Below are 17,819 nucleotides of genomic sequence, written 5' to 3' on the forward strand. Positions count from 1 at the left end.
TTTGTGGCTTCGCTGATCCGCCCTGAATCCGCCCTGAATCCGTCCTGAATCCGTCCTGAAGCTCCTGAAGCTGTCCCTGAAGTTCCTTAAAACTGCCCGGAACTGCGTCGGATTACCTAAGGCCTGGCCGTGATTCCGGCTGGAAAAACGGCTGCATATTTCGCCGGTCAATCGGGCTTTCTCACGGCTCAGACCGGCCGTTTTTAGTATTTACACAGCCTGCTCAGGCGTGTTAGTATGAAACCAACTAAAAAATAGCAAAGACTAGAAGGGCAAACTTGCCGAAAGACAAGGACGCAAAGCCACGGGCCTAAAGTACCAGCAACAGCTACGGCAGCCGGGTTTCTATAGTTGGATAGGCGTCCTCTCTTTCTTCGGGTTCTCTTTCTTCGCTAGAAGGTTCATGAAGAAGGAGTTTTTTTATGTCTGAAATTTGTCGAAAAAGCATCAATAATGTCGAATTATGTAAAACGGGGAGATAGTTTATGGCAGAACGAGAAAATAGCGATCCGTTATTAGAGGTCTATCTTCACGAAAATTCGCAGCTGCTCGAGCAGTTGGAACAGATCATCCTGGAATGCGAAGAGCTTAACGCTTTTCCGTCCGCCGCCATCCACGACATTTTCCGCATTATGCACACGATCAAAGGCTCCTCCACGATGATGAATTTCGATAACATCGCGGCTTTGTCGCACATCATGGAAGATCTGTTTGCGTTTATCCGCGAACATCAGCCCCGCTTGGCCGATTGCACGGCGTTGTCCGAGCTGGTGCTGCAGGGCGGCGATTTCATTAAGCTTGAGCTGTATAAGATCAGGCAGGGCGATTCTCCTGACGGGGACGCATCTTCGCTGAAAAGCAGCATTACCGGATATTTGGAAGAACTAAAAGCCGCACAGCATCCCGGGCCGGCTGTTTCCCCTCTTCGAGGCCCCGAGACCGGCAAACGTCAGGACGGTGAGGATTCCGCTTCCGGGGCTCATTTAAAAGCCGTTCTTTATTTTGATGACGATTACAACATGGAGAATGTTCGGGCATATCAAGTCGTTCACAGCCTGCAGGAAATGACCGAGCAATTCGCCTACTGGCCCGAGGACATTGCCGAAAATCCCGAAACAGCCTCGCTCATAAGAGAGCAGGGCTTCCAAATTCTGTTCCGGAACGGCGAATCCGCGGACACGGTAGCTGCTTACCTGTCGCAGGCGCCATCCTTAAAGCATTTGGAAATGATCAATTTGCCGGAACAAAGCCGGGCAGAGCCTGAGGCTGAGACGGCCGCCGCGGCAGAGACGCTTCAGCCGATACCCGAAGCGGAAGCGCGAACAGGAGAGTCTACGGCGGCACATTCTGCAGCGCACGCTGCAGCACTTTCTACGGACGCTGCACCAGCCTCCCCTTCCGAGCCGGGCGCCGCCGAACCCTCCCAGGTGCCGGGAGCGGCTGCCCGCACTTCGCAGGCGCCGGAGGCCAAAACGCAGGATATTGCCAGAGCTAATGCCTCGCAGCATTCCAGTTTCATCAGCGTGAATTTGGCCAAGCTCGACGAGTTGATGGACCTGGTCGGCGAGCTCGTCATCGCCGAATCGATGGTCACGCAAAACCCGGAATTGGCCGGACTGGAGCTTGAACAGTTTCAGAAGGCCGCTCGGCATCTGCGGAAGATCACCGGCGAAATCCAAGACAAGGTCATGTCGATCCGCATGGTGCCGCTGGTTAATACGTTCCAAAAAATGAACCGCATCGTACGGGATATGTGCAGAAAACAGGATAAGTCAGTCCGGTTGGAACTGCTTGGCGAGGATACGGAAGTGGACAAAAACATCATCGAGCACATCTCCGATCCGATCATGCACCTTGTACGGAACGCGATCGACCACGGCATCGAAACGCCGGAGGAACGCCTGGCAGCGGGCAAGGAAGAATCCGCGACGTTGACCCTTGAAGCGAAAAACGTCGGCAACGAGGTGTTCATTATCGTGCGCGACGACGGCAGGGGGCTGAACAAAGCGAAAATTTTACAGCGCGCCCGCGAGCGGCAAATGCTGTTCAAGGACGAGTCGGAGATGAGCGACCGCGAGATTTACAACTTGATCTTTCTCCCGGGCTTCTCCACGAAAGAGGTCATTACCGAGTATAGCGGGCGCGGGGTCGGCATGGATGTCGTGATGCGCAATATCGAAAGCGTCGGCGGGAATGTGTCGGTGGACAGCGCGGCAGGCGAAGGAACGACGATTACGATCCGCATTCCGCTGACGCTGGCGATTATCGACGGCATGAACGTGAAGGTGGGGAAGGCGAGATATACGATCCCGACGACGGCGATCAAGGAATCGTTCCGCGCCGCCCCCGGCAGCGTGGTCACCGATCCCGACGGCAACGAAATGGTCATGGTGCGCGGGCAGTGCTACGGAGTACTGCGCCTTTACGAACGCTATAAGGTCAAGACCGAGATTACCGCGATGGAAGACGGGATTTTGATCATGGTGGAGCAGGACGGCACGCCGTTTTGCGTTTTTGCCGACGAATTGCTCGGGCAGCAGCAGGTTGTGGTCAAGAGCTTGCCGGCGTATATCCGTAAAATTCGGAACATCGGGGGCTTGGCTGGCTGCACGATGCTCGGGGACGGAAGCATCAGCCTGATCCTCGATGTCGGGGGACTCGTCAAGGCATCGGCATCATAGGACAACCAAGCAAAGGAGAGGGAGACATGGCGAATCAAGAGGCAAGCCTGCCGCTGGAGCAGGACGACGACACGCAGAAAGGAAAGTTCCTCACGTTTATGATCGGGAGCGATGTTTACGGCATCGAAATCAAATTCGTCACCGAAATCATCGGCATCCAGGCGATTACCGAGGTGCCGGAGTTGCCGGAGCATATCCGCGGCATCATCAATTTGCGCGGCAAAATCATTCCGGTCATGGACGTGAGGCTGCGCTTCAAAAAGCCGTTCCGGGAGTATAACGACCGGACCTGCATCATCGTCGTGGATATGAAGGACATTTCGATCGGGCTGATCGTCGACAGTGTCGCCGAGGTCGTCACGATTGCGGAAGAGGATATCGTTCCTCCGCCGGAGATCAAAAGCGGCAGCCAGCAAGGTTTTATCAAAGGGGTCGGAAAAGTCGGCGGCGAAGTCAAGCTGCTGCTGGACGGCGACAAGCTGCTTCATCATGATGAAGCGGAAAATTTAAGTCAACTGTAAACGAAAACCGCAACGGGGGTTATGGAAAATGATGAAGCTAACGATCAAAGCAAGATTAATCCTGTCCTTTAGTCTTTTGGTTCTCTCCCTGGTCGGCCTCGGAGTGTATTCGATCAATTCGTTAAACCAAGTGAATCAGCAGTCCACGGTCATCAGCGATACATGGCTCCCGGCGATGGATGCGGCCCATGTCATGAACACGGCCACTTCCGATTACCGGACCACCGAATTGCGGATTATTTTGGCGGAGAACGACCCGCAGGGATTGAAAGAGATGAAAGAGCGTTTAAATAATAAAGTCCAGGAATTGCAGCAGCTGATGACCGGTTACGAGGGGCGGACCCAAAACGATGAAGAGGCCGCCCGGCTGTATAACGTGTTTAAACAGGAGTGGGCCGGTTATTTGCAGATCAGCGACCAAATCATCGGATTGGTTGATCAGCATAAAGAGGCCGAAGCGCTGGAGCTCATGAGCGGAACCTCCGAGAAGGAATTCGATCAGGCTTCAAACGCTTTGCTCGATTTGGTGAAATACAATCAAACGAATTCGCAAAAAGCGAGCGATGATGGTGATAAAGCTTACGCCGGCACGGTCGCCATCATGACTACGATCATTATCGTTATGACGCTGATCGCCATCGGCCTGGCTTTCCTGATCGTCCTCGGCATCACGAAGCCGATCCGCAAGCTGTCCGAGGCGGCCGAGGAAATGGCGCTGGGCAATGTAAACATCAACGTGGAGACGAAGAGCAAGGACGAGATCGGTCAATTGATGCAGTCGTTTGCCCGCATGATCGCCAGCATCCGCGAGCAGGCTCAGGCGGTAGAGATGGTGGCGAGCGGGGATCTGACCGTGCAGGTGAGAGTAAGATCGGAAAACGACCTCATGGGCAAAAAAATCCAGGAAATGATCGAACGCAACAACGAGATATTGACCAGCATCAATACGGCCGCGGACCAGGTGGCTTCCGGTTCGAAACAGGTGTCCGATTCCAGCATCGCGCTGTCGCAAGGGGCCACCGAGCAAGCCAGCTCGGTCGAGGAACTGACCGCCTCGCTGGAGGAGATCTCCTCGCAGACGAAGCTGAACGCGCAAAACGCGAACGAAGCGAACAAGCTCGCGGCCGATTCGAAAAACAGCGCGCTCCAGGGCAACGAGCAGATGAAGGACATGCTGGCGGCGATGCGCGAAATCAACGACGCTTCCAGCAACATTTCAAAAATCATCAAAGTCATCGACGAAATTGCTTTCCAGACGAACATTTTGGCGCTCAACGCCGCCGTGGAAGCCGCCCGGGCCGGCCAGCACGGCAAAGGCTTCGCCGTCGTGGCGGAGGAGGTCCGCAACCTTGCGGCCCGCTCGGCGAACGCGGCCAAGGAAACGACGGATATGATCGAAGGCTCGATCGACAAAGTGCAGGAAGGCACGAGAATCGCCGACCAGACGGCCGCAGCGCTGCAGTCGATCGTGGGCGATATCGAAAAGGTGGCCAACCTGGTTGGCGATATCGCGATGGCCTCGACGGAGCAGGCGGCCGCGATCACGCAAATCAACCAAGGCATCTCGCAGGTGTCCCAGGTCATCCAAACCAACTCGGCGACCTCGGAGGAAAGCGCCGCCGCCAGCGAGGAGCTGTCCAGCCAGGCGGCTCTCCTGAAGCAGCAGGTTGCGCAGTTTAAGCTGAAGCGCAGCGGGTACGGAGGTTTTGCGGGATATAACGGCAGCCTTGAGGAATTGAATCCCGAAGTGCTTCGCGTCCTGGAAAACATGGGTCCAAAAGAGCGGAATCACGAGCCTTCCGGCGCTTCCGCGGTGCCCAAGATTCTCCTCAGCGACTCGGAATTCGGTAAATATTGAGGTATGATCCGCATTACGAACCAGGAGTTTCGGCAGCTGTCGGATTACATCCGGCTCCATTACGGGATTCATCTCAAGGAAGAGAAGCAGGCGCTGGTGATGGGCAGGCTGAACAACGTATTGATGAGCAAAAACTTCACCAGCTTTAAGGCCTATTTCGAATATATCGTCTCCGACCGAACCGGAGAGGCGGTCATGACGCTGGTGGACAAAATCACCACGAACCACACGTTTTTTATGCGGGAAAACGATCATTTTCAGTTTTTTCGCGACAAGGTGCTCCCTTACCTGGAAGCCACGGTGAAGGATAAGGACCTCCGCGTTTGGAGCGCGGGGTGCTCCTCGGGGGAGGAACCCTATACGCTGGCGATGCTGATGAATGAATATTTTGCCCGGAACAAGCCGCTGTGGGATTCGCAGGTGCTGGCGACCGATATTTCGCGGCAAATTTTGGACAAAGCGCAGAGAGGCGTTTACGCCAATGAAGATATCGCCGTTCTTCCTCCCGCCTGGCGAATGAAATATTTCACCGGGGTGGATCAAATGCACAGCGTCGTATCCGATAAATTAAAAAAAGAGGTTATTTTCCGCAAATTCAATTTGATGGAGCCGGCGTTTCCTTTTAAGCGGAAGTTTCACGTCATTTTTTGCCGGAACGTCATGATCTATTTCGATGCGCCTACCAAGCAGGCTTTGGTGGACAAGTTTTACAGGCATTTGGAGCCGGGCGGCTATTTGTTCATCGGCCATTCCGAATCGCTGCAGCGGGAAACGACGCCGTTCAAATACGTGATGCCCGCAGTTTATCGTAAAGAATAAGATTTGTGAAAATGAGGAGATCGTATGGGAGTACCCAGGAAATTGCGCGTGCTGATCGTTGATGACTCCATGATGTACCGGGAAGTGCTCTCCCTGGGGCTTTCGTCGGATCCGAATATCGAGATTGTCGGAAAAGCGGTTGATCCGTTCGACGCCCGCGACCAAATCGTCAGCCTTCGCCCGGACGTGATGATCTGCGACGTGGAAATGCCGAAGATGAACGGGATCGAATTTATCCGCCGCCTGCTTCCGCAATACGCTTTGCCCGTCATCGTGGTGAGCACGATCAGCGACGCCGTGTTTGAGGCTATGAACGCCGGGGCCGTCGATTTTGTCGGCAAGCCGGATCCCCGGTCGCCCAGGAGCGTGGAGCTGTTTATCCGGGAATTGATTGAGAAGGTGAAGATCGCCGCCGTCACGAATGTTTCGCGGCCCGGGTTCCGACCCGCCGGAACCGGCAACATCCCGGAGCAGACGTTCAACTCCGACCGCATTATAGCCATCGGCGCATCAACCGGGGGGACGGAGGCCATTTCGTATATTTTGAAACAGCTGCCTTCGACGTTTCCGGGCATGGTGATCGTACAGCATATCCCGCCGTTGTTTTCCAAAATGTTTGCCGACCGCTTGAATCACAGCACGAAATTTACGGTCAAGGAGGCGGAATCGGGGGATATCGTGGAACCGGGAAAAGTGCTGATCGCGCCCGGAGACCGGCATATGCGCCTTCGCAAGCTGGGCGGCCGGTTCAAGGTCGAATGCTTCGAAGGCGATAAGATCAACGGGCATTGTCCGGCGATTGACGTGCTGTTCGAATCGGCGGCCAAGGAATGCGGCTCCCGGGCGGTTGGCGTGATTCTGACCGGCATGGGATACGACGGCGCCAAAGGGCTGCTGTCCATGCGCCGCAAGGGCGCCCGCACGCTTGGGCAGGATGAGCCGTCGTCCGTTGTATACGGCATGCCTAAGGTTGCTTATGAGCTGGGCGCGGTCGATAAGCAGGTTTCGCTGGAGCGGATGGCGCGGGCGTTATGTTCGGCGGTGGTCGAGGCGGCGGACCAATAAAGCGCAAGAGCGCGGCCGGGCGGCGTTTTGCCTGCGCCGGACGCATTAAGGCAGAGAGTTCCTCCCGGGTGACGGGAGGGCTCTTTTTTTTGCTCCATGCCGGTTACCCGATCCCGTAGTATAATGGATGTATCATTTGGGGGAGGAATTTGGAAGTGACTTTAATCAAGCAGCTCAAGAACCAGGATGAATTCGTAGGCTTTTATCTGCTCAAGGAGCTGGAAGTGAAGCAGACGAACGCGAATCCGCCTAAGGATTATTTGGATATCGTATTATGCGACGCAACCGGGGAAATGCCGGCGAAATTTTGGGACGCTTCGCAGACGGACAAAGAGACGTTTTTTCCGATGGGGCTCGTGAAGGTACGCGGGGTTGTCCAGACCTACCGGGAAAAGCTGCAGGTCAAAATCATGCAAATCCGGCCGGCCAAAGCGGAGGATGGCGTAACGCTCACGGATTTCATCCGCTCCGCGCCGATTTCGCCGGACGATCTGATTTATACGATTCAATCGGTTATCGCGGACATCGACGACGACGAAATTCGCGAGATCGTCCGGTATTGCGTCGGCAAGGTGAAGGAGAAGCTGTCCCATTACCCGGCGGCGAAAACGCACCATCACGCCTATTTCGGCGGGCTTGCTTACCATATGGTGCGGATGCTGGAAATCGGCGATTTTCTGTGCCGGCAGCGGCCGTTCCTGAACCGCGATCTGCTGAAGGCGGGCATTATACTGCACGACATCGCCAAGCCGGAGGAGATGGTCGCGCAGCTCGGCATCGTGTCCGAATACAGCGTGCAGGGCAAGCTGGTCGGGCATATCGCGATGGCCTCGAGCTGGATCACCGAGGCGGCGATCCGTCTTGGCATCGATCCCGATTCGCCGAAGGTGCTGGGGCTGCAGCATTTGGTGCTCTCGCACCACAACCTGGGCGAATGGGGCAGCCCGGTGCAGCCGCAAATGGCGGAAGCGGTCGCGCTGCACCATATCGATGCGCTGGACGCCAAGCTGCAAATGGTGGAGGACGCGTTGAATACGACGCCGGAAACCGAGGAGTGGACGCCGTTCATCCGCGGTTTGGAGAACAAGGCGATCTACCGCTTGAAGTGGTGACGCCTAAGACCCTGTTATTCCACATCAAAATCGAAATAGGTCGAGGGATAAGGTTCGTTTTTTAACGTGTAATGCCACCATTCCTTGCTGTAAGGTTTAAAACCTTGCTTGACCATCGCGGTCTTCAGAATGTAGCGGTGTTTGCGCTGTTCCTTGGTCAGCCCTTTGGCTCCGTGCGCGGAAACCGCCCCCAGGAAATCGACGCGGCCGCCCATATCGACTTCTTCCCCGGTCCGTTTGTACACCATGGTCAGATCGACCGTGCTGCCACGGGAATGTCCGGATTTGGAAGAGAGATAGCCGAGTTTGAACAGGTTTTTCTTGTCGACGTCGGGGTAAAATTTCTCTTTCATCAGTGTGTCCTGCGGTTTTTTGGACCAGGCGATGAAATGGTCGACCGCTTTTTGCGGGCGGTAGGCGTCGATGATCTTGAGCCGGTACCCCTGCTTCTCCAAATCGTCGTTGACCTTTTTTAAAGCGCGGGCCGCCCTTAAGGTTGATATGGCAAAAGGGGCGTTATATCCGTCGATCCGCTCGCCGATAAAGTTGTCCCCGGTATAATAGCGGATGTCGTAAACCGCATCCGGGATCACTTCATCGAGATAGACGAATCCTTTTCCTTTGGGCAGTTGATTCCGCTTTTCGATAGATTTGGGCGGGGCCGTTTCCGCTTGCGCGGCTGCGGCTTTGTCCGGGCTTGCCGCGGTTATCCCGGTTCCGGCGGTATTCCAGCTGATCAACAGCAGCAGGGCGGACAGGCCAAGCAGGATAGTCCGCCGCAGGCTTCGCCGGGCAAATCGGTACACACTGGCGCGAGGTTGAGGTTGGTCGGAAGTATAGGGATCGGTAGAATTGCGGTTACGGGAAAACATTGTATGGCTCCTTTCGTGTCTGCTTTCAATGGGAAACATAATGACGTAATTTTCTTCATATCGTTTTTGTGAAAACGCTTTATAAAAGTGGCCGCTCCGGTTGTTTTTAGGTGGAGGGTTTCTCCTCAAACCGCAAAGCTTCCCGGAACAGCCGATTCAAATCAAATGAAAGACAGGGGAGTAGCGGTGAGATGATCGTTCCCTGATCGACGTATATAATTCCGTCACTAAAATCTGATGGGCTATTTTGGGCGAGGACAGGAAATCGTAACGTACGCCTCCGATAATTTCGAATCGCTCTTCGATCCAATAGCTGCCTGGAGTTTCTTTGACGAAAGTGCGCTGCTTGTCCTGCTTCTTTTCGCTCATGGCAGACCTCCTTAGGGCGTATTTACTTCTATTTTAATGCATGCGGATAAGGGCGTACAGCCTACTTGAAGTGAGGCGTGGGATGTGAGACTTTGATCACTACCACGAAAGAAAGTTCTATTATATTCTCGTAGGAGGGATTGTCTTGGCAAAGATCAGGATCGGGAAAATCAGCTTTTGGCATGTGCATGCTTGGGATTATGAAAGAGGCCGGGAACCATGCGCGGGCCGTTCCTCAGATAATCGCTGAGGCGCGGTCCGCTCCCATGTTCGCTTACGTTTTCATGCTCATGGTTGTGGCGGTTGTCTCCCAGAAAAGAAGCCAATTCAAAACTCCTTGAAAATGCCATTAATGCAAAATGCGGTAAATTGAAAGAAGATGAGATGATTGGGATTTTTTTGGAAAGGGGTTATCGCGTGTGAATGGTTCTTCTCTGGGAACGGACAAAGAGGCTGTTTTGGTGGAGATGAAGCGGTTGAAGCAGAAGGCGGACCGGCTGCTCGCGATGTCGATCAGGCTGGGCCAGCCCGGGCTGGTCGTGGAAGCGGAGCAGTTGTACCGGGAAATCGACAAGCTGTCGGAATATTCGGGATAAAGCGGATAATGTTATATGTATGTAATGTTAAATAACATATATAAAAATATGTTATTTTTTTTGACATAAATATATTGACAAGTCCTCGGAATCGCCTATAATTAAACATAAGATTCATCGTTTTAAGGATCACACCCGATTAATATGACATATTATCTTACATGAAATGGGGTGTGGGGATGATTACTTCGGCGGGCGAACTGAAGCAGGAAATTTTGAGGATTTACAACGCGATCAATAAGCGGATTTTTAACGTGGGTGTAAAACAGCAAAAGGTGGATTTCGTCGGCAACAAAATAGTGATCGTCTCCTTAAATGGACGAGTCCCGGTGTTGAAGCTTTTGGACGAGGAGTACCGTTTTTCGACAAGACAGCTTGATTATTTGCTGTTTCAGGTCTTTAAGCGGGAAATCAAGGCGGCGCTTGAGCAGCAATTTCAATTGAATATTGTCGCAGTACTCAAAGATTACGATGCCGAGACCGAATTTTCCGGTACGATCGTGGTCTTGGATCGCGACGTGGAGCATTATCTGAAGGAACCGCCGGAACTCCGGTAGCGGAGAGCCGGTTAATCGTCAGTTTGGACTCGTGGGCGCATCGAAGGATGCGCCTGCGGACCTGGGCTGGCGATTTTTCTGTACCCGAATTTGTTATTAAAAAAAGGGCTCAACCTAATAATCAGATCAACATTCGCTGTCCGGACGCTTTGCACGATTATCCCGTTTGATCCGAAAAGCAGAGAGGAAGATAAATTCAGGAGAGGAAAAAAGGTTTGGGAGCAGCAGACATGTTCGAGATTGTTAGTTCGAGATCGTTAAGTTCGAGATTGTTAGACAGGTTTGTGAGAAGGAGGATTAGGAGAAGGAGATTTAGGAGAAGTGAAGCAGACCTAACGGGAGGAATGGGGCAGGACACCGTGAAAAATGAAAGGGCCGTAATCAGCCCCCCCCCCTCTGCCCCCTGAACAAGAGGGATAATCGTGCAAAGCAGCGTGCAGGGATACCAGGACACGAACGCTATCATAATTTATTTTGTCAAGCACTGATCTCGGTTTTGAGCCCAAAAAAGATTTGCACTTTAAGGAGGATGGGGAGCATGCAGCCGAAAATCGAAATTTCCGGGGTCAGCAAATGGTTTCGCCGAAACGGTCAGGAGATTCCCGCCATGCGGGAAACGAGTCTGACGATCGAGGAGGGCCGGTTCGTCAGCATGATCGGTCCGAGCGGATGCGGAAAGTCGACCTTGTTCAACATTATCGCCGGCCTGATTCCGCCCTCGACCGGGCAGGTGATCGCGGACGGGCGCAATATCGTCGGTAAAACGGGTTATGTCGGCTATATGCTGCAAAAAGACATGCTGCTGCCGTGGCGGACAATTCTGGACAACATCATCCTCGGCATGGAGGTGCGCGGCATTCCGCGCAAGGAGGCCGCAGAGCGGGCCTTGCCTTTGATGGAGAAGTACGGGCTGAAGGGGTTTGACAAGCATTATCCGCAGGAGCTGTCGGGAGGCATGCGGCAGCGGGCGGCGCTGCTCAGGACGCTGCTGTACGATCGCGACATCATTTTGCTGGACGAGCCCTTCGGCGCGCTGGACGCGCAAACCCGGCTGACGATGCAAAACTGGCTGCTGCAAATCTGGACGGATTTCGGCAAAACGGTGCTGTTCGTTACGCACGACATCGACGAGGCGATTTATTTGTCCGACGACATTTACGTATTTTCCCCGCGCCCCGGGCGCGTGAAGTCGAAAATTACGGTCACGATGGAGCGGCCGCGCAAAACGGAAGACATGACCTCGCCGGATTTTATGGAGCTCAAGCATCATCTGCTTGATGAGCTTGCGGCGGGGCACGCGGAAGAGGACATCGCTTTATAACCGAGCTTAACACATCACATTTATCCAGGAGATTTAGGAGGCGATTCTACGATGGAAACGGTACGAAAATCGGCTTTTGTGGTTCAGGCGCTGCCGGCGGAGACGGCGGGGGCTGCGGGAAAGGCGGAAAAAGAGGGAAGGGCGGCCAAAGCGGCGAAAGCGGCCAAGGCGCAGGCCGCGTCCCGTTCCGCTCCGCTGATCCACGATGAGGAAGCGGCCGCCCGGAGGCGGGCCCGCGTGATCGGCTGGGGCAGATTTGCTGTAGCGGTCCTGTTGTTTGTCGTATGGGAGGTGTTTACCCGGCTCGGCTGGCTTGATCCTTATTACTGGAGCAGCCCGAGCGTTATTTTGCAAACGACCTGGGTACAGTTGACGGCAGGCACGCTGCTTTCCGACATCGTCTACACGTCCGGCTCCACCGTGCTTGGCTTCGTGTTCGGGACGCTGCTTGGCGCGCTGCTCGGCCTCTCCTTCTGGTGGTCAAAGAGCTATGCCGGCATCAGCGAACCTTACCTGATCGTCCTGAACGCCATGCCGAAGCTGGCGCTGGCTCCGGTGCTCGTCATTTTGCTCGGGATCGGATTTTTTTCCAAAGTGGCGCTCGCTTTTTCGATGACGGTCGTCGTGGCCGCCCTATCGGCTTACAGCGGGGTCAAAAGCGTTGATCCGGACATGGAAAAGCTGATGTATTCGCTGGGCGCCAAACGGATGCAGGTGTTCACCAAAGTGGTGATTCCGTGGTCGATGCCGTGGATCATCAGCAGCCTGCGCATCAACATTGCGCTCGCGCTGGCGGGAGCGATCGTCGGCGAGTTTATCGCCTCCAGCCAGGGCGTCGGCCGGATGATCATGTACGCCGGCACGATTCTCGACATCAATCTCGTGTGGGTCGGCGTGGTCGTCCTGTCGGTGCTGTCCATGGTCATGTATTGGGGCGTGGTGCTGCTGGAAAAAGGACTGTCAAAGGGACTAGGCGTGAGGTAGTGCATCGCACCGTCATCCATTCAACTTGAGGGGGAAACCGTATGAAGAAAAGAATCGCATTGCCGCTGCTGCTGACTTTGGCGCTGGCCGGCGGACTGCTCGCCGGATGCGGGGGCAAGAAGGACGAGCCGACGGCGGAAGCCGCGCCCGGCGGGGAAAAACTCAAAAAGATCGTCATCGCCGAGCCGGTCCATTCCACAGGGTATTTACCGCTTTACCTGGCTCAGCGGGAAGGCTACTTCCAAAAACGCGGGCTCGATGTGGAGGTGATCCAGGCGTCCGGCGGGGCGCACGTGACCGCCGTCGTCAGCGGCGACGCCTGGGGCGTTATCGGCGGCACGGAGTCCAATGCGCTGGCCAACAACAAAAACTCCGACCCGATCGTGTCGGTCGTGAATGTCGTCAACCGGGCCAACGTGTACCTGGTCGCGAAAAAAGGGCTGGCGCCCAAAAGCGGATCGGAAGCCGATCTGAAGGAATTTTTCCAAGGGAAAAAAATCAACGCGGGGCGCCACGGCGGAACCCCGAACCTGCTGATCCGTTATTTGCTGCTGTATTTGGGGCTTGATCCGGAAAAAGACGTCACCCTGCTGGAACCGGCCGACGCGTCGACCGTGGTGACGATGGTGCAGCAGGGCGCGGCCGATATCGGCAACGGCGCCGAACCGCAAATCAGCGACGGGATCTCCAAAGACGTATGGGGCGAGCCGTTTTACAAGTTCCACGATTTCGGCGATTTCTCCTATTCGGTGCTGAGCGTCAAAAAATCGACGATCGCAAACGATCCGGAAACGGTGCAAAAATTCGTCGATGCGATCAAAGAAGCGCTGAACGCCGTCAACAACGACAAGGAGCTGGCGCAAAAAAATATGAAAGCCGAGTTCCCGACGCTGTCGGACGAGGCGATCCAGGCTTCGCTTGACCGGGCGTATGAGGACAGCTTGTGGAGCCGGGACGGGTTTATTACGGAGGCGGCCGTTAAGCAAGATATGGACGTGCTGATCAAAACCGGCATTTTTAAAGGCGATTATGCTTATGACCAATTGGTGGACATGCAGTTTGTGAACAAATCCAAATAAACGATTGCGGGGTGAGGATTCGTGGACAACAATCTGGAACAAAAGCTTCTGCACAGCCGTACGGCCGTTTTAGTCGTCGATGTGCAGAACGATTACTGTCATCCGGAAGGGGCGCTGGCCAAGGTCGGAAGCGACGTCAGCGGCGTGCGCGGGATGATGCCGAACCTGCATCGCCTGCTGGCGGCGGCCAGACGTTATGAAGTTCCGGTCATATTTATCCAGACGTTCCATGAAGAAGCGACCGATTCCGCGGCCTGGAAAGCCCGCTCGAACGGACGGTCGCTGGAGGTGTGCCGGACGGGCACCTGGGGGGCCGGCTTCTATGAAGTCGCCCCCGAGCCGGGCGAAACGGTGGTGAACAAACACCGCTACAGCGCGTTTGTCAATACGCGGCTCGATTCCGTGCTGCGCAGCCAAAAAATCGAAACCCTGATCATGACCGGGGTCAGCACCAACGTTTGCGTGGAATCGACGGCGAGGGACGGGTTTATGCTCGATTACCACATCGTATTGCTCAGCGACGCCTGCGCTTCTTACTCCAAGGAGGCTCATGAAATGACGATGGAAAACATCAGAGGGTATTTTGGCGATGTAACGGAGTCCGGGAGCGTCATTGCTCTCTGGGAGCGGGAACGGAAAGCGCCGGAAATGCTGCTGAAGGTCGCGAAACAACGGTGACGGAAGCAGCGCTGCAAAAAAGCAAGGCCGCCGCAGGCCGCCCTTTGGGGAACCCCCCGCTGAACAGCAGGCGGCGCCTGCTCGTTCAATACATCATTTGCACCGGGGCTTTCTTGTCCAATCTTTCCGCCGGTCTGTTCAATATCGCGTTGGTGGACATCGCTCATGACTTTGGGGTGAACATGGCTGTCGCGCAATGGGTCGTTACGGCATATCTGCTTGTCATCTCGGTGCTGCTGCCGATCATGGGGCGGCTTGGCGATACGTTCGGCAGGCGGACCGTACACAACCTCGGGTACTTCTGTTTTGCCCTTGGGGCGCTCTGCTGCGCCCTGGCCCCGTCGCTCGGCTGGCTGCTCGCCTTCCGGGCCGTGCAGGGCGTGGGCGCTTCGATGTATCAGGCGACGAACATGGCGCTGATCGTCTCGGTGTTTCCCCCGGAGAAGCGGGGCAAAGCGCTGGGCCTGATCAGCACGTTCGTCGCCGCCGGCTCGATGATCGGTCCCAGCCTCGGCGGCGTGCTGATCCAATGGTTCTCCTGGGAGACCAGCTTCTGGCTGCTTGCCGGAGCCGCGCTCCTGGCTTGGGGGCTGGCCCAGCGGTTTATTCCCAAAGATCCGCCTGTGCATGAAGGGCGGATCGATGCGACCGGAGCGTTTTTGTTCGCAGCCGCCTTAGCGGGGCTGGTGACGGCGATCAATCTCGGCTCCGCGTGGGGCTGGTTTTCTCCGGCGGTACTGGCTCTGCTGCTGCTGTTCGCCGCCGGCGCGGCCGGCTTTGCCGCCTGGTGCCTTTCTTCCCGGTGGGAAGCTAGACGTGTGAACGGGTCGGGCGGCGCGGCCGGAGGGAGAATATTTCGCGGGCGCGCAAGCTCTCCGTTCATCGACCTGCGGCTGCTTGCCGACGGGGCGATGAATACGGGCATCTGGATCACCATCGTCACGTATATGGCAGCCTTTTCGGCCCAGCTTGTCCTGCCGGTGTTTCTGCGCAGCGAGCTGGGCATCCCGCCCGCGTTGGCCGGGCTGATCATGATGGGCTATCCGCTCGCGCTGATCGTCGCTTCCCCGGTGTTCGGCAGCTGGTCGGACAAGCTGGGTCCTTTGCCGTTGCTGGCGGCGGGGCTGCTGACGATGGGCGGCGTGCTGGCGGTCCTCGGATTTTTGACGGCGGCGCATCCGCTGCTGCTGCTGATCGCGCTGATCGTCCTGCTCGGCATTTCCATGGGCATGGTCACCTCGCCGAACAACAGCCTTGTCATGGGCCGGGCAGGCGGCGGCCAACTGGGTTTGATCAGCAGCCTGCTCGCTTTGTCCCGGAACCTCGGCATGATGTTCGGGACAGCCGCGGGCGGCGCGCTGCTCACCGGCGGGGCGGGCAATGCGGGAGATTGGGGAAAGGCGGGGACGAATGCGGCCGGCGGCGCCGGAACGCCCGGAATGGCTCAAACGGCCGGGGCGGCGCAGATGCTGGAGCTGGCCGGCTTCCATACGGTTTTTGCCATTTGCCTGGTGCTGGTGCTGTTTTCCCTGCTGCTTCTGCTCTTCACCGTTCGTCAGGGCAGACATCGCCGTAAGGAGACGGTATCATCGAAAATTTAAAATAAACCACGAGAAACCTCGCCGGCGGCGAGGTTTTTTAAGATTTTTGAAGGAATTTGCTGAGTTATGTAGAAATTTCACATCTAGCATCGTATCAGGAAGCGGGGTGAAATGAATTGGATTTTTTCGATAAACTGAAAGCGGGCGTTGCCGAGGCGGGCAGCAAGGCCAAGACGGTGGTGGAAGTCAACCGGCTAAAGATGCAAAACAACACCCTGCAGGGTCAAATCGATCAGCAATATCAGGAGATGGGCAAACGGGTTTTCGAAGCTGCGCAGGGAGGCAATTGGCCTCTCGGAAAAGAAGCGTTCACGCAAAATATGGAACGGATTCTTAAGCTGAAGGCCGAAATCGATGGGAACCTGGCGCAAATCGCCAGCCTGTCTGAATGAAAATATGATGGGGAGCCTGGTGCAAGGTTGTCCACGAACATCCGATTAGGAGGAATTATTTCAAATGCAGCAATTTTCCGTGGTTCTCCGCGAGCTGCGAACCTGGTTTGAGTCATTTAAATGGTATCCGCGGATTCAGGCCTATTCCCTTCATTTGCTGTTCGGCGGGTTAGGCGTCAAGTTTTTGTATGAATTGTTGGCGGCGGTACTTCCATACGGCGGCTACAGTTTTATCCATACGGTATTCTACACCATTCCGCTGGTATCATTGGCCAATTACGCTTTTCTGCTCGGCGCCTGGTTGACCTTAGTCTCGAAAAACGTAAAATACTTGCCTTACGGACTATGGGCCAATGCGGTATTGATGATTTTTCCGTTTACCGCGATTTCGCTTTCACTTCTGATCCCGGTCGCGGTGTATGCGTTTTTGGGATATGCTTTGTTTAAATACACGGCGTCGGTTTATGCTGAACAGTGACGGTTAGTATATGGCTTTAACGATATATGCCCGAGGTTCCGGCCTCGGGCATCTTTATTTCGTTATCCATTCCGTTATCCAAAGTGTCCAGGGTCAGTTCATTTCGTCTCCTGCACTCTTTCCGCTAGTCCGCTTAAATGGGGCTTCAAATCCGGCAGCGAAAGGGAATGCTTGATCGCTTTGGCCACAAGCCTGGCGATATGGCGGGCCCCAGTGTCGGAAAAATGGGTGTCGTCCCGGATGCCGTCCGGATAGTTGGGATGGGCCCCTTCGGGCAAATGCATAAACAGATGGCGGGACCCTTCCTCACCCAGCGCCCGGTACAACTGCTGCGATGCCGCAAAAATATCGAGCAGCGGCGTTCCGGCCTCCGCGGCGGCCTGCCTCATCGCTTCGGGATACGCCCCGACGGCTTCGGGGTCAGGGCTTCCGTCCGCGAGAAAGCGCCTGCGGCTGACCGAAGTCAACAGCACCGGCGTTCCGCCGCGCTGCCTGGCGCTGGCGATAAACCGCTTCAGGTTGCCCGGGTACGCCTCTTCCGGATCGGCGTAACGGGAGGGGTCCTCCTGTTTGCCGTCATTGTGTCCGAATTGGATGAACAGGTAGTCCCCCGGCCGGAGATCCCGCTCAATGTCGGCGAGCCGGCCTTCGTCCAGAAACGATTTGGTGCTGCGCCCGTTGACGGCGCGGTTGTCGACGCGGACGGACGAATCGAAATAATCCTGCAGGTATTCGCCCCAGCCGGTCATCGGCTTCTCGGCGGCGCCTTTCAGCGCAGCCGTGGAATCCCCGGCGATAAATACGGTGATTTTCATGTTTACCTTCCTCCTGCGGGC

The 17,819-nt window shown here is 55.5% G+C and carries 18 protein-coding genes and 1 riboswitch; of the genes, 15 read left to right on the plus strand and 3 right to left on the minus strand.

Features of this window, described 5'->3' with window-relative positions:
• The first annotated feature begins 261 nt into the window (after positions 1 to 261).
• Positions 262 to 350: riboswitch (cyclic di-GMP riboswitch) on the plus strand.
• A gap of 135 nt (positions 351 to 485) precedes the next feature.
• The 6 genes from NYE74_RS12470 to NYE74_RS12495 all read left to right on the plus strand — a co-directional run bounded on the left by NYE74_RS12470 (position 486) and on the right by NYE74_RS12495 (position 8,056).
• A complete protein-coding gene (locus NYE74_RS12470; RefSeq protein ID WP_316561254.1) occupies positions 486 to 2,681 on the plus strand; it encodes a chemotaxis protein CheA in 2,196 nt (731 codons plus the stop codon).
• Between the two features lie 26 nt (positions 2,682 to 2,707).
• Positions 2,708 to 3,202 (plus strand): chemotaxis protein CheW, encoded by a 495-nt coding sequence (locus NYE74_RS12475; RefSeq protein WP_051985326.1) that lies wholly within the window; start codon positions 2,708 to 2,710, stop codon positions 3,200 to 3,202.
• 28 nt (positions 3,203 to 3,230) lie between these two features.
• Entirely contained in the window at positions 3,231 to 5,060 is a 1,830-nt protein-coding gene (locus tag NYE74_RS12480) for a methyl-accepting chemotaxis protein (protein ID WP_341004813.1), read from the plus strand.
• A 3-nt stretch (positions 5,061 to 5,063) separates the two neighbouring features.
• Positions 5,064 to 5,879 (plus strand): CheR family methyltransferase, encoded by an 816-nt coding sequence (locus NYE74_RS12485; RefSeq protein ID WP_341004814.1) that lies wholly within the window; start codon positions 5,064 to 5,066, stop codon positions 5,877 to 5,879.
• 24 nt (positions 5,880 to 5,903) lie between these two features.
• Entirely contained in the window at positions 5,904 to 6,944 is a 1,041-nt protein-coding gene (locus NYE74_RS12490) for a protein-glutamate methylesterase/protein-glutamine glutaminase (protein WP_341004815.1), read from the plus strand.
• 155 nt (positions 6,945 to 7,099) lie between these two features.
• On the plus strand, positions 7,100 to 8,056 hold the full coding sequence (locus NYE74_RS12495; protein ID WP_036620750.1) for a 3'-5' exoribonuclease YhaM family protein: 957 nt from the start codon (positions 7,100 to 7,102) through the stop codon (positions 8,054 to 8,056).
• Between the two features lie 14 nt (positions 8,057 to 8,070).
• On the opposite strand, the gene NYE74_RS12500 is transcribed toward NYE74_RS12495, so the two are convergent.
• Together NYE74_RS12500 and NYE74_RS12505 are read right to left on the minus strand one after the other, a co-directional pair.
• Positions 8,071 to 8,928, minus strand: coding sequence for a M15 family metallopeptidase (locus tag NYE74_RS12500; protein ID WP_316561250.1), 858 nt, complete (start codon positions 8,926 to 8,928; stop codon positions 8,071 to 8,073).
• 156 nt (positions 8,929 to 9,084) lie between these two features.
• Positions 9,085 to 9,297, minus strand: coding sequence for a hypothetical protein (locus NYE74_RS12505; protein ID WP_340928786.1), 213 nt, complete (start codon positions 9,295 to 9,297; stop codon positions 9,085 to 9,087).
• Positions 9,298 to 9,716: 419 nt separating this feature from the next.
• On the opposite strand from NYE74_RS12505, the gene NYE74_RS12510 reads away from it, so the two are divergent.
• From NYE74_RS12510 to NYE74_RS12550, 9 genes are all read left to right on the plus strand, one after another.
• On the plus strand, positions 9,717 to 9,893 hold the full coding sequence (locus NYE74_RS12510; protein ID WP_155621114.1) for a hypothetical protein: 177 nt from the start codon (positions 9,717 to 9,719) through the stop codon (positions 9,891 to 9,893).
• A 179-nt stretch (positions 9,894 to 10,072) separates the two neighbouring features.
• Positions 10,073 to 10,450: a Na-translocating system protein MpsC family protein gene (locus NYE74_RS12515; RefSeq protein WP_155621113.1), complete on the plus strand. Its 378-nt coding sequence runs from the start codon at positions 10,073 to 10,075 to the stop codon at positions 10,448 to 10,450.
• 538 nt (positions 10,451 to 10,988) lie between these two features.
• Positions 10,989 to 11,771, plus strand: coding sequence for an ABC transporter ATP-binding protein (locus NYE74_RS12520; RefSeq protein WP_328272276.1), 783 nt, complete (start codon positions 10,989 to 10,991; stop codon positions 11,769 to 11,771).
• Positions 11,772 to 11,822: 51 nt separating this feature from the next.
• Complete coding sequence (locus tag NYE74_RS12525; RefSeq protein ID WP_278739115.1) at positions 11,823 to 12,755, plus strand: ABC transporter permease; 933 nt, start codon at positions 11,823 to 11,825, stop codon at positions 12,753 to 12,755.
• A gap of 41 nt (positions 12,756 to 12,796) precedes the next feature.
• The gene (locus tag NYE74_RS12530) at positions 12,797 to 13,834 is read left to right on the plus strand and encodes an ABC transporter substrate-binding protein (protein ID WP_278739117.1); all 1,038 of its coding nucleotides are present in this window, start codon (positions 12,797 to 12,799) and stop codon (positions 13,832 to 13,834) included.
• A gap of 21 nt (positions 13,835 to 13,855) precedes the next feature.
• Positions 13,856 to 14,512, plus strand: coding sequence for a cysteine hydrolase family protein (locus tag NYE74_RS12535; protein WP_036620756.1), 657 nt, complete (start codon positions 13,856 to 13,858; stop codon positions 14,510 to 14,512).
• Positions 14,509 to 16,113, plus strand: a complete 1,605-nt coding sequence (locus NYE74_RS12540) for an MFS transporter (RefSeq protein WP_326043846.1) — start codon at positions 14,509 to 14,511, stop codon at positions 16,111 to 16,113. The genes NYE74_RS12535 and NYE74_RS12540 overlap by 4 nt, the downstream gene beginning before the upstream one ends.
• Positions 16,114 to 16,229: 116 nt before the next feature.
• On the plus strand, positions 16,230 to 16,505 hold the full coding sequence (locus NYE74_RS12545) for a hypothetical protein (RefSeq protein WP_051985327.1): 276 nt from the start codon (positions 16,230 to 16,232) through the stop codon (positions 16,503 to 16,505).
• A 64-nt stretch (positions 16,506 to 16,569) separates the two neighbouring features.
• Entirely contained in the window at positions 16,570 to 16,983 is a 414-nt protein-coding gene (locus NYE74_RS12550) for a hypothetical protein (RefSeq protein WP_036620758.1), read from the plus strand.
• Positions 16,984 to 17,081: 98 nt separating this feature from the next.
• Here the strand turns inward: NYE74_RS12550 and NYE74_RS12555 are convergent, their stop codons facing one another.
• Positions 17,082 to 17,798: a rhamnogalacturonan acetylesterase gene (locus NYE74_RS12555; RefSeq protein ID WP_036620761.1), complete on the minus strand. Its 717-nt coding sequence runs from the start codon at positions 17,796 to 17,798 to the stop codon at positions 17,082 to 17,084.
• Positions 17,799 to 17,819 lie beyond the last annotated feature (21 nt).

This window comes from Paenibacillus sp. FSL P4-0127 (assembly GCF_038007325.1).
GTDB lineage: Bacteria > Bacillota > Bacilli > Paenibacillales > Paenibacillaceae > Fontibacillus > Fontibacillus macerans.

What these genes read in the sequence shown, in the direction of transcription:
- NYE74_RS12480 (WP_341004813.1), top strand. Translation starts at nt 3,231, where the DNA reads ATGATGAAGCTAACGATCAAAGCAAGATTAATCCTGTCCTTTAGTCTT.
- NYE74_RS12520 (WP_328272276.1), top strand. Translation starts at nt 10,989, where the DNA reads ATGCAGCCGAAAATCGAAATTTCCGGGGTCAGCAAATGGTTTCGCCGA.
- NYE74_RS12485 (WP_341004814.1), top strand. Translation starts at nt 5,064, where the DNA reads ATGATCCGCATTACGAACCAGGAGTTTCGGCAGCTGTCGGATTACATC.
- NYE74_RS12470 (WP_316561254.1), top strand. Translation starts at nt 486, where the DNA reads ATGGCAGAACGAGAAAATAGCGATCCGTTATTAGAGGTCTATCTTCAC.
- NYE74_RS12505 (WP_340928786.1), bottom strand. Translation starts at nt 9,297, where the DNA reads ATGAGCGAAAAGAAGCAGGACAAGCAGCGCACTTTCGTCAAAGAAACT.
- NYE74_RS12555 (WP_036620761.1), bottom strand. Translation starts at nt 17,798, where the DNA reads ATGAAAATCACCGTATTTATCGCCGGGGATTCCACGGCTGCGCTGAAA.
- NYE74_RS12515 (WP_155621113.1), top strand. Translation starts at nt 10,073, where the DNA reads ATGATTACTTCGGCGGGCGAACTGAAGCAGGAAATTTTGAGGATTTAC.
- NYE74_RS12500 (WP_316561250.1), bottom strand. Translation starts at nt 8,928, where the DNA reads ATGTTTTCCCGTAACCGCAATTCTACCGATCCCTATACTTCCGACCAA.
- NYE74_RS12550 (WP_036620758.1), top strand. Translation starts at nt 16,570, where the DNA reads ATGCAGCAATTTTCCGTGGTTCTCCGCGAGCTGCGAACCTGGTTTGAG.
- NYE74_RS12490 (WP_341004815.1), top strand. Translation starts at nt 5,904, where the DNA reads ATGGGAGTACCCAGGAAATTGCGCGTGCTGATCGTTGATGACTCCATG.
- NYE74_RS12530 (WP_278739117.1), top strand. Translation starts at nt 12,797, where the DNA reads ATGAAGAAAAGAATCGCATTGCCGCTGCTGCTGACTTTGGCGCTGGCC.
- NYE74_RS12525 (WP_278739115.1), top strand. Translation starts at nt 11,823, where the DNA reads ATGGAAACGGTACGAAAATCGGCTTTTGTGGTTCAGGCGCTGCCGGCG.
- NYE74_RS12475 (WP_051985326.1), top strand. Translation starts at nt 2,708, where the DNA reads ATGGCGAATCAAGAGGCAAGCCTGCCGCTGGAGCAGGACGACGACACG.